Origin of the sequence: Enterococcus sp. DIV0546, assembly GCF_051712785.1 — a bacterium.
In the GTDB taxonomy this organism is placed as follows: Bacteria; Bacillota; Bacilli; order Lactobacillales; family Enterococcaceae; genus Enterococcus; species Enterococcus faecalis.
Genome location: NZ_JBIOPO010000001.1, coordinates 205,748 through 217,500, shown reverse-complemented (window position 1 = coordinate 217,500; position 11,753 = coordinate 205,748). Strand labels below are relative to the sequence as shown.

Sequence of the window (11,753 nt, the reverse complement as noted above, 5' to 3'; positions counted from 1 at the left end):
GGAGAGAACCAGCTATCTCCAAGTTCGTTTGGAATTTCTCCGCTACCCACACCTCATCCCCGCACTTTTCAACGTACGTGGGTTCGGTCCTCCAGTGCGTTTTACCGCACCTTCAACCTGGACATGGGTAGATCACATGGTTTCGGGTCTACGACTACATACTCATTCGCCCTATTCAGACTCGCTTTCGCTGCGGCTCCGTCTCTTCGACTTAACCTCGCATGCAATCGTAACTCGCCGGTTCATTCTACAAAAGGCACGCCATCACTCATTAACGAGCTTTGACTTGTTGTAGGCACACGGTTTCAGGATCTATTTCACTCCCCTTCCGGGGTGCTTTTCACCTTTCCCTCACGGTACTGGTTCACTATCGGTCACTAGGGAGTATTTAGCCTTGCGGGATGGTCCCCGCGGATTCCGACGGAATTTCTCGTGTTCCGCCGTACTCAGGATCCTCCTAGGTGTTGTCAGCATTTCGTCTACGGGGCTTTCACCCTCTTTAGCGGAATTTTCCAAATCCTTCAACTATACTAACAGACTACCATAACGGAGTCCTACAACCCCAACAAGCAAGCTTGTTGGTTTGGGCTCTTCCCGTTTCGCTCGCCGCTACTCAGGGAATCGAATTTTCTTTCTCTTCCTGCAGGTACTAAGATGTTTCAGTTCTCTGCGTCTACCTCTAATCAGCTATGTATTCACTGAAAAGTAATATCCTATAAAAGATATTGGGTTCCCCCATTCGGAAATCTCTGGATCATAGCTTACTTACAGCTCCCCAAAGCATATCGGTGTTAGTCCCGTCCTTCATCGGCTCCTAGTGCCAAGGCATCCACCGTGCGCCCTTATTCACTTAACCTTATCAACCTTGCGGTTGGGTCTTGATCACTTCTTCTAGCGATAGAAGGTTAATCAATAAATAAGCAATTGAACTTATTAAAAAACTCATTCAACGCGGTGTTCTCGGTTTGTTTTGATTCTTTTTACTTCAATATCCAGTTTTCAATGAACGAATGTTTTGAGAGTAGACCTCTCAAAACTGAACAAAGTAAAGACGAAATGTATATTTCCGTAATATTCCTTAGAAAGGAGGTGATCCAGCCGCACCTTCCGATACGGCTACCTTGTTACGACTTCACCCCAATCATCTATCCCACCTTAGGCGGCTGGCTCCAAAAAGGTTACCTCACCGACTTCGGGTGTTACAAACTCTCGTGGTGTGACGGGCGGTGTGTACAAGGCCCGGGAACGTATTCACCGCGGCGTGCTGATCCGCGATTACTAGCGATTCCGGCTTCATGCAGGCGAGTTGCAGCCTGCAATCCGAACTGAGAGAAGCTTTAAGAGATTTGCATGACCTCGCGGTCTAGCGACTCGTTGTACTTCCCATTGTAGCACGTGTGTAGCCCAGGTCATAAGGGGCATGATGATTTGACGTCATCCCCACCTTCCTCCGGTTTGTCACCGGCAGTCTCGCTAGAGTGCCCAACTAAATGATGGCAACTAACAATAAGGGTTGCGCTCGTTGCGGGACTTAACCCAACATCTCACGACACGAGCTGACGACAACCATGCACCACCTGTCACTTTGTCCCCGAAGGGAAAGCTCTATCTCTAGAGTGGTCAAAGGATGTCAAGACCTGGTAAGGTTCTTCGCGTTGCTTCGAATTAAACCACATGCTCCACCGCTTGTGCGGGCCCCCGTCAATTCCTTTGAGTTTCAACCTTGCGGTCGTACTCCCCAGGCGGAGTGCTTAATGCGTTTGCTGCAGCACTGAAGGGCGGAAACCCTCCAACACTTAGCACTCATCGTTTACGGCGTGGACTACCAGGGTATCTAATCCTGTTTGCTCCCCACGCTTTCGAGCCTCAGCGTCAGTTACAGACCAGAGAGCCGCCTTCGCCACTGGTGTTCCTCCATATATCTACGCATTTCACCGCTACACATGGAATTCCACTCTCCTCTTCTGCACTCAAGTCTCCCAGTTTCCAATGACCCTCCCCGGTTGAGCCGGGGGCTTTCACATCAGACTTAAGAAACCGCCTGCGCTCGCTTTACGCCCAATAAATCCGGACAACGCTTGCCACCTACGTATTACCGCGGCTGCTGGCACGTAGTTAGCCGTGGCTTTCTGGTTAGATACCGTCAGGGGACGTTCAGTTACTAACGTCCTTGTTCTTCTCTAACAACAGAGTTTTACGATCCGAAAACCTTCTTCACTCACGCGGCGTTGCTCGGTCAGACTTTCGTCCATTGCCGAAGATTCCCTACTGCTGCCTCCCGTAGGAGTCTGGGCCGTGTCTCAGTCCCAGTGTGGCCGATCACCCTCTCAGGTCGGCTATGCATCGTGGCCTTGGTGAGCCGTTACCTCACCAACTAGCTAATGCACCGCGGGTCCATCCATCAGCGACACCCGAAAGCGCCTTTCACTCTTATGCCATGCGGCATAAACTGTTATGCGGTATTAGCACCTGTTTCCAAGTGTTATCCCCCTCTGATGGGTAGGTTACCCACGTGTTACTCACCCGTCCGCCACTCCTCTTTCCAATTGAGTGCAAGCACTCGGGAGGAAAGAAGCGTTCGACTTGCATGTATTAGGCACGCCGCCAGCGTTCGTCCTGAGCCAGGATCAAACTCTCATAATAAAAGTTAGAACAATCTTGCGATTGTTAAGCTCAATTTGTTTGCTAGCATATTGCTTGCTTGTTAAAAATGTTTGTTGTCTTGAATTGAATCAAGACGCCCTACACATTTGGTTCGTCTATTCTTTGTTCAGTTTTCAAAGGTCTACGTTACCTCGCAGCAACTTTTATATCATAACAAACTTTCGTTTGAATGTCAAGAACTTTTTTGAAAAAGTTTTTTTAAGTTGTTTTGCTCGGTCGTTGTTGTCTGTTGTGACAACTTCTATATCTTATCATCTCGTTTGTTATTTGTCAACAACTTTTTTGTTGTTTTTTCAAACTTTTTTCGAGAGATTTGAAATCAAGAATTGTTATTTAATTATTGATTTCTGAATCGCTCAGCTGTGTGACTCGCCTTGCGACATGTAATAATATACCAAGATTTCAAGCATTGGTCAATCATTATTTTCACTTTTTTTAAACTTTTTTTCAATACCGATTATTCTTTCTTATCCGATTAGATAAAGTTCGTTTTTTTATCAGATTACCCATTCTTTTTATTACTCATCTTCGATTTTTTTAGAAAAAAAGAATTGGTTTCAATTGTTTTTCTATTCTTTTTTTATTTAATTTTTTGCGAATACAAAAAAAGATGCCCTTAAGGCATCTTTTTTTATCTCATTGTTGGGAATAATAATACATCACGAATTGATTGTGCATCGGTTAATAACATAACTAGTCGATCAATCCCAATACCTAATCCTCCGGTTGGTGGCAAGCCATATTCTAAGGCTTCGATGAAATCTTCATCTACTCCGTGTGCTTCATCATTTCCTTGTTCCCGTTCTTTTTCTTGTTCTTCAAAACGTTCACGTTGGTCAATTGGATCATTTAATTCTGTAAATGCATTAGCAAACTCTTTTCCGATAATAAATAGTTCAAAGCGGTCAGTGAAACGACCATCTTCTGGATTTTTCTTCGCTAATGGTGAAACAGCTACTGGGTGACCATAAATAAATGTTGGTTGTTGCAATGTATCTTCTACAAATGTTTCGAAAAATTCATTAATGATATGACCGACTGTCATGGCATCTGTAATTTCAACATTATGTTCTTTAGCTAACGCACGGGCTTCTTCTATCGTCATCTCTTGCCAAAAATCTACGCCCGTTTGTTCTTTGACCGCATCTACCATGTGTAGACGTTTGAAAGGACTGCCTAAGTCAACAGCTTGACCATCGTACGTGATATCAGTAGTTCCTAAGACTTTTTCCGCAGCATTACGAATAATTCCCTCTGTTAAATCCATCACATCTTGATAATCAGTATAAGCAGTGTAAGCTTCTAGCATTGTAAATTCTGGGTTATGAGTGGTATCGATGCCTTCATTACGGAAGACACGACCAATTTCATAGACTTTTTCCATGCCACCGACAATTAAACGTTTTAAATGTAACTCTAGGGCAATGCGTAAGTATAAGTCCATATCTAATGCATTATGGTGTGTGATAAATGGACGAGCAGCAGCTCCTCCTGCTTCGTTATGCAAGACAGGCGTTTCTACTTCGACATAGCCATTGCCATCTAGATAACGACGGATTTCGCTAATAATTTGACTGCGTTTCATGAAGCGATCAAAGCTTTCTTTGTTACTGATTAAATCTAAATAGCGTTGACGATAGCGTTGTTCCACATTCGTTAATCCATGGTATTTATCTGGCAACGGACGCAAAGCTTTAGTTAATAACGTAATTGTTTGAGCTTTAACAGTAACTTCCCCCGTATTGGTTTTCATTACTTGACCTGTCACACCAAAGAAGTCGCCTAAGTCAGCATGTTTAAATAGTTCATAGGCTTCATCTCCAACTTGGTCCTTCCGAACATAAATTTGAATTTGGCCTTCACGGTCTTGCAAATGGGCGAAACCAGCTTTTCCTTTACCACGTTTTGTCATCATACGTCCAGCAACGCTGACTTCTGTATTCATTTCACTAAGTTCTTCTTTTGTATGATTATCATATTGTTCATGAAGTTCTGCTGAATTATGAGTGCGATCGAAACGTTTACCGAAAGGATCAATCCCTTCTTCACGTAAAGCTTCCATTTTTTCGCGGCGCACGAGCATTTGATCATTTAAATCCTCTAAATGCGCTTGTTGTTCTTCTGCCACTGTTGTTCCTCCATTCTTGATTTTAACCTATCCTAATAATGCCACAGTAATTCGAAAAAAAGCAAGCCGAATTTTACTTTCGGCTTGAATTTTTTATTCTTCTATAGTAGTTACAGCAACTTTGGAAATCTTCTCTACAAAGGCATCAAGTAAATCGACAACTGCTTGTTGTGTTTCAACTTGGTTAATCGCAACTTTCACTTTGGCTGCTCGCGAAATTCCTTTTAGATAGTAAGAAGCATGTTGGCGAAACTCACGGACCGCAATTTTTTCACCTTTTAAATCCACTAATCGTTGTAAATGAACTTTTGCAATATTGATTTTTTCAGCTGGTGAAGGCTCAGGCATCAATTCGCCCGTTTCCAAGTATTCTTTCGTCCGTTGAATCATCCAAGGATTGCCCAAAGCAGCTCGACCAATCATCACACCATCCGCTCCAACATATTCTAACATGCGTTTAGCATCTTCAGGCGTTTTGACATCGCCATTTCCCATAAAAGGAATGCTTAAATGCTTTTTCACTTCCTTTAAAACGTCCCAGTTGGCTGTCCCTTCGTACATTTGGACACGCGTCCGACCATGCATAGCAATTGCCGAAGCCCCTGCTTGTTCGGCAGCCAAAGCGTTGTCTACAGCATATAGATGATCTTCATCCCAGCCTGTTCGCATTTTTACAGTGACAGGCAAAGAAACTGCCGAAGAGACTGCGTGAACCATCTCATGCACTTTATTCGGATCCAGCAACCATTTCGCACCAGCTTCAGCTTTAATTATTTTATTGACAGGACAACCCATGTTAATATCAATAATCGCCGCTTGCGTATTTTCTTCCACAAACTTAGCAGCTTCCACTAATGTTTCTTTATCTCCACCAAAAATTTGTACACTTAAAGGATATTCCCGCTCATCAATATATAGCATTTCTAAGGTTTTTTTGTTTCTTAATTTAATTCCTTTATCACTAATCATTTCACAAACGACTAATCCTGCGCCAAATTCTTTTACAGTCACACGAAAAGCGGCGTTACTAATACCCGCCATCGGAGCTACGACAACACGGTTGGGGATTTCAACGTCTCCAATTTTCCACATAGTCTTTCCTCCTACTTTTGTTTCGTATTGCGAATCGCTTCATCGCGAAGTTCAATTAATTCTTCTTCACTATAGTGATATTTATTGTTACAGAATTGACAAACTGCTTCCGCTCCATGATCTTCATCAATCATCGCATTTAATTCATCGATCCCAACGGCAATCAAAGCGGTCGCAAATTTTTCTTTGGAACAGTCACATTTAAATTGTACAGGCATTTTTTCTAAAATTTCTACTTCGTCTTCTCCCAATAAGCGATACAAGACTTGTTCAGGTGTTTCTCCATTTTCTAGTAATTGTGAAATTGGGGGCACTTCCGCTAGACGCTGTTCAATAAAATCAATGGTACTTTCATCGGCACCTGGCATTACTTGAATCATAAAACCACCGGCTGCTTTCACCGATTCATCCGTGTCCACCAATACACCTAAACCGATAGCTGAAGGAACTTGTTCAGAGACCGCCATAAAATATGTAAAGTCTTCACCGATTTCACCAGAAACAATAGGTGTTTGTCCAGAAAAGGTTTCTTTTAATCCTAAATCTTTAATGACTGTGAAAATTCCTTCGTTACCGACAGCACCACGTACATCAATTTTACCTGTTGCATTCAACTTTAAGCTGACATGTGGATTTTTAATGTAGCCTTTTGTTTCTCCACGGCCATTACTATCGACAATAATAGCGCCAGCTGGGCCATTTCCTTGTACTTTTACAGTTAATTTATCGTCACCTTTTAAAGTCGCTCCTAGTAAAAGAGCTCCAATCAATGTGCGCCCTAACGCTGCAGTAGAAGAACTCCATGTATCATGTCTTCTTTGCGCTTCACTAACAGTTTCAGTGGCACTGATGGCATATGCTCGTATTGAACCTTTATAGCAAAGGGCTTTTACTAAATAATCTTCCATTCTTTTTCCTCTTCTCTTGGTGCTTTTTTGTCCATTAGTCAGATAATACTAGGAATCAGGTGTTTTTTCAACCAAATAATCTTCCTTCTATAGAATATCTTAATATTATAGAAGGTGCAGTATTCGTCAACTCGACAAATACTGCACCTTCTACTAATTGGTTATTTATAACGATCTTCGTAGTTATTGCGATCATATTCAGAATTGGAATCTGAATCTTTTTTCTCTTCAGATTGGACTTCTTTTTCTGTTTGTTCGCTTTCTACTTTGACTTCTTCTGCTTCATCATGTAATTCTTTTTTCGCTTCTTCAAAGTCTTGTTTTTCTTCAACTTGTTTTTGCGCTTCTTTTTCTTCTAAAGCACGTTTTGCTTCTTCGAATGTTTGCGCTTCTTTTTCACTAGGGTAGTCGCTGTCAGCACCTTCAGGCATTTTACCTGTTTCAAATAATGATTTGATTGCTTTTGCATCTAATGTTTCATATTCTAATAGTTTTTCAGCGATTAGTTTATGTTGTTCACGGTGCGCTTCGATAATTTCATGCGCTTTCGTATGAGCATCCATTAAGATACGACGAACTTCCTGATCGATTTCAAACGCCACTTGTTCTGAGTAAGCTTTTGTTTGACCATAATCACGACCGACAAAGACTTGATGGTTTCCTTCATATTGAACAGGTCCTAATTTGTCGCTCATTCCATATTCCGTTACCATGCTACGGGCAATCCCTGTTGCTTGTTCAAAGTCATTTGAAGCCCCTGTTGATTGAACGCCAAAGATAATTTCTTCTGCTGTACGTCCACCAAGTAAGCCAACGATTTGTTCAAACATATCTTCTTTAGTCATTAAGAATTGATCTTCTTTTGGTAAAGCAATCATATAACCGCCTGCGCGACCACGAGGGATAATTGTTACTTTATGGACAACACGGGCACGGCTTAAGACTAAACCAACGATTGTGTGTCCGGCTTCATGGTAAGCCACCATTTCGCGTTCTTTTTTATTAATCACGCGATCTTTTTTAGCTGGACCAGCAATTACGCGGTCTTCGGCTTCATCCACATCAGAAGCATCAATTTTTTTCTTGTTACGACGAGCGGCAACTAAGGCTGCTTCGTTTAAGACGTTTTCTAAATCAGCACCAGCAAAACCTGGTGTTTGTTGTGCAACAACTTTCAAATCAACGTCATCAGCTAACGGTTTGTTTTTCGCATGAACACGTAAAATCGCTTCACGACCTTTGACATCTGGACGTCCTACCAAGATTTGGCGGTCAAAACGACCTGGACGTAACAACGCTGGGTCTAACACGTCTGAACGGTTCGTTGCAGCAATTACGATAACTCCTTCATTGCCATCAAAACCATCCATCTCAACTAATAATTGGTTAAGGGTTTGTTCACGTTCGTCGTGTCCGCCACCCATACCAGCACCACGTTGACGACCAACTGCATCGATTTCATCGATAAAGATAATCGCAGGCGCGTTTTTCTTCGCTGTTTCAAATAAATCCCGGACACGGCTAGCACCGACCCCGACAAACATTTCAACGAAATCTGAACCTGAGATTGAGTAAAATGGCACACCTGCTTCACCTGCTACGGCTTTAGCAAGTAACGTTTTACCAGTCCCTGGAGGTCCTTCTAATAGTACGCCCGCAGGAATCCGTGCGCCTAATTCAGCGAAACGACGTGGATCTTTTAAGAATTCCACTACTTCAACTAATTCTTGTTTTTCTTCTTCCGCACCAGCTACATCTGAGAAGCGGACACGGTTAGCTTTTTTATCGGCTTCTTTGGCTTTTGATTTACCGAAGTTCATCACACGGCCACCACCGCCACCGCCACCGCCTTGTTGGCTCATCATCATGTAGAAGAAGAAGAAAATAATCACTAATGGTAAGAAACTAAACAACAGTGACAACCAAGCACCACTTGTTGATTGTTCTTTGACAACTAGCTTCACCTTGTTATTTTGTGCCGCATCTTGAATGCCAGCTAAGGTTGTATCACTAGGTAAAACGGTTGTTGTGAAGCCTTTTGACGATGCTTGCGTTGAGCCCCACAATGACAGACCACCTGTGTCTTTCACTTCTTGTTTTTCTTTATACTGCCCTTCAATCCGGTAAACCCCATTGGTTGGTTGAATGGTCATGTCTTTGACTTTTCCGTCTTCCAATTGTTGTTGGAAGGTTGAGTAATCGATGTCTGGCGATTGTTGGTTGTTATTTCCAAAAATGAAATAGACAACCATGACCATGGCAAGTACTACTAAGACGTAGTATAAACCATTTTTCATGCCATTATTCTTTTTGTTCATGCCTGTCCTCCTTATGCTCATCATTACAATTCATGTTATTCTTTTATCAATCCTGACCTTTACATTGTAACACAATTAATTCCTTGATAGATATTAATTTGATTCGTAAACTTCAGGTTTTAAAACGCCAATATAAGGCAAGTTGCGGTACGTTTCTGCATAGTCTAATCCGTAACCGACCACAAACTCATTGGGCACATCAAACCCTACGTAGTCAGCTTTAATGTCTACTACACGGCCTTCTGGTTTATCTAATAAGGTAACAATTTTCACAGATGCAGCTTTACGGTATCTAAACAAATCTACTAAATACGCTAATGTACGACCACTATCGATGATATCTTCTACGATTAAAATATGTCTACCTTCGACATTTGTGTCTAAGTCTTTGACAATTTTTACTTCGCCTGAAGAAACTGTCGCGTTGCCGTAGCTAGATACATCCATAAAGTCCAATTCTAAATAAGTATTGATTTCACGAGTCAAATCAGCCATAAATGGTACTGCACCTTTTAAAATACCGACCACTAAAGGATTTTTCCCTTGATATTCTTCTGTCAGTTGCTTGCCAAGCTCTGCAGACTTCGCAAGAATTTCTTCTTTGGAGATTAGGACTTTCTCAATATCTTTTTCTATCATAGTGCGCTCCTTTCAGCATTACTCCTTTGTCTTAAAAAGGAGTCTGTAGTGTATTTTATCAGTTTCTAAAGGAATACTCAAATAGGAATTTGCAAATTTTGGTACCCAAATGATTTCCTCTTGCTCATCCGTAATGACCCAAGCACTCTCTCTCGCTTCATTTGGCACTTTTTGATCAATAAAAACTCTGCTTAATTTTTTCGTAAACCCTGGTTTTAATGTAATCCGATCACCACTTTGGCGATGACGAACGGTCAAAGGTGTGGCTGTTGTCAACGGGATTGCTAACAACTGACCCGTCCATTGATTAATCTCTTCAGGAAGAGGAAACGGTTTGTCTGTCGCAATTAATCCTAGCCATTCGGTTTCCGATAAATAAATCCCCGCGCCAGGTACTAATAAATGTATAACTTCTTCTCGCAGTGCAACCTGTTTTTGTTCTAAGCATAGCCAATCATAACTTTTAGCTAGTTGCCATTGCTGTTCTAACATAACCGAGCCTTGCGGTTGGCGTTCATCATTCAAAACTTTTAAAATTTGTGTCATCTGGCGTTGGTTTAACGAAACCCCTAATGGCACTAATGTTTTTTGGAAAAACGCGGTTAAAAAGAAGTGCTGGTACGCAGGCGTTTCTTTTAATAATCTCTTCAAAGGAATGCGCCAGCCTTGTTTGGTTGGTTCTACGGCTTCAGATAATTGAGGCTCAATTTGTTCTTGAATAAATTCTTGAGCAAAACGTTGTTCATTACTAAAAGAAGCAATCTGATCTAAGAATTGCGGATTTTCCTGCTTTAATAGCGGCAAAACCTGATTACGGAGCCGATTTCTCAAATATTCATTGGTTTGGTTCGTTTCGTCCTCAAAATAAACGAATGCTTGGCGCTGTGCAAATTGATACAATTCTTCTTTTGGATAAATAAGTAACGGACGAATCAATTCCCCTGTCGCAAAAGGCCGTCTCTCTTTAATGCCCGCGGAATGGGAAAAATTCGTTCCTCGAATCAGCTTCATTAAAATCGTTTCCGCTTGATCGTCTAGATGATGTGCCGTCATTAAGACCGCCGCACCTTCAATTTCCATGACTTCTTTAAAAAATTCATAACGAAATGTGCGCGCTTTTGCTTCTAAATTCCGTTGCTTTTCAGGGTCTTCCCAACGCGTTTCATAATACGTTAGCTCTCGCTGCTGACAATAGGTAGCGAGATATTGCGCTTCCTGTGCCGACGCTTCTCGCAATTGATGATTGACGTGTGCAACAACCAATTGTAATTGTTCTTTTTCTGCCACCTGTTCCATTAACGTCAAAAGGGCCATGGAGTCTACACCACCAGAAACAGCGACCACGATTGTTTGATGCGGTTGCCAAAATCCTTGTTCTTTTCCTCGTTTATAAAACTGCCAAAACATTGTTCGCCCTTCTTTCTTCCTTAGAATAAAAGAGGAACCGAGAAATAACCCATTCGTTATCCCCAGTCCCCCTATTTGTTTGTGCTTAGCCGCGACGTCCGCCACGTCCGCCACGTTTGCCTTCAGTATTACGTTTTAATGAAGATAAACGGTCATCACTATCTTTCAAGAAAGAGCTCATCAATGAGTCAAAATCTTGTTTATTGTTATTGTTATTTGCTTGTGGTTTATTGAAAGGCTTTTTGCCCCCTGCGCGTGGATTACGGTCACGATTCTCATAATTGTTTTCACGACGTTGAAATTCACGTTTTGGTTGTTGCCCTTCTGCTGGCTCTTGCGCTTTACGGATCGATAAGCCAATTTTGCCGTCGTCACCAACTGAGGTTACTTTCACTGTTACTTCGTCACCTACTGTTAATACATCATGAATATCTTTAACGAATCCATTAGACACTTCACTGATGTGTACTAACCCAGTTTTTCCTTCTCCTAAATCAATAAATGCACCAAAGTTAGTAATCCCTGACACTTTTCCTGGCAATTTAGCTCCTACTTCGATTGACATAAAAAAATTGTTCCTCCTATTTTTTCCCTAAT

The 11,753-nt window shown here is 41.8% G+C and carries 7 protein-coding genes and 2 rRNA genes (1 of these 9 cut by a window edge); all 9 read right to left on the bottom strand.

The window, feature by feature from the left end; genetic code table 11:
* Positions 1–856, bottom strand: a 23S ribosomal RNA gene (locus IGJ24_RS01035) (it extends 2,057 nt beyond the left edge of the window).
* A 226-nt stretch (positions 857–1,082) separates the two neighbouring features.
* Positions 1,083–2,643, bottom strand: a 16S ribosomal RNA gene (locus tag IGJ24_RS01030).
* Together the 16S and 23S rRNA genes form the textbook arrangement of a ribosomal RNA operon.
* Before the next feature lie 652 nt (positions 2,644–3,295).
* Positions 3,296–4,792: a lysine--tRNA ligase gene (lysS, locus tag IGJ24_RS01025; RefSeq protein WP_002359372.1), complete on the bottom strand. Its 1,497-nt coding sequence runs from the start codon at positions 4,790–4,792 to the stop codon at positions 3,296–3,298.
* Positions 4,793–4,885: 93 nt separating this feature from the next.
* On the bottom strand, positions 4,886–5,884 hold the full coding sequence (dusB, locus tag IGJ24_RS01020) for a tRNA dihydrouridine synthase DusB (RefSeq protein ID WP_002396119.1): 999 nt from the start codon (positions 5,882–5,884) through the stop codon (positions 4,886–4,888).
* A gap of 11 nt (positions 5,885–5,895) precedes the next feature.
* Positions 5,896–6,792, bottom strand: a complete 897-nt coding sequence (gene hslO, locus IGJ24_RS01015; protein ID WP_002359370.1) for an Hsp33 family molecular chaperone HslO — start codon at positions 6,790–6,792, stop codon at positions 5,896–5,898.
* Positions 6,793–6,953: 161 nt separating this feature from the next.
* Positions 6,954–9,110, bottom strand: coding sequence for an ATP-dependent zinc metalloprotease FtsH (ftsH, locus tag IGJ24_RS01010; protein WP_002363441.1), 2,157 nt, complete (start codon positions 9,108–9,110; stop codon positions 6,954–6,956).
* Positions 9,111–9,203: 93 nt separating this feature from the next.
* Entirely contained in the window at positions 9,204–9,749 is a 546-nt protein-coding gene (gene hpt, locus IGJ24_RS01005) for a hypoxanthine phosphoribosyltransferase (protein ID WP_002356260.1), read from the bottom strand.
* An 18-nt stretch (positions 9,750–9,767) separates the two neighbouring features.
* Positions 9,768–11,156 (bottom strand): tRNA lysidine(34) synthetase TilS, encoded by a 1,389-nt coding sequence (gene tilS / locus IGJ24_RS01000; RefSeq protein WP_289865876.1) that lies wholly within the window; start codon positions 11,154–11,156, stop codon positions 9,768–9,770.
* 85 nt (positions 11,157–11,241) lie between these two features.
* Positions 11,242–11,721, bottom strand: coding sequence for a S1 domain-containing RNA-binding protein (locus IGJ24_RS00995; RefSeq protein WP_002356258.1), 480 nt, complete (start codon positions 11,719–11,721; stop codon positions 11,242–11,244).
* Positions 11,722–11,753 lie beyond the last annotated feature (32 nt).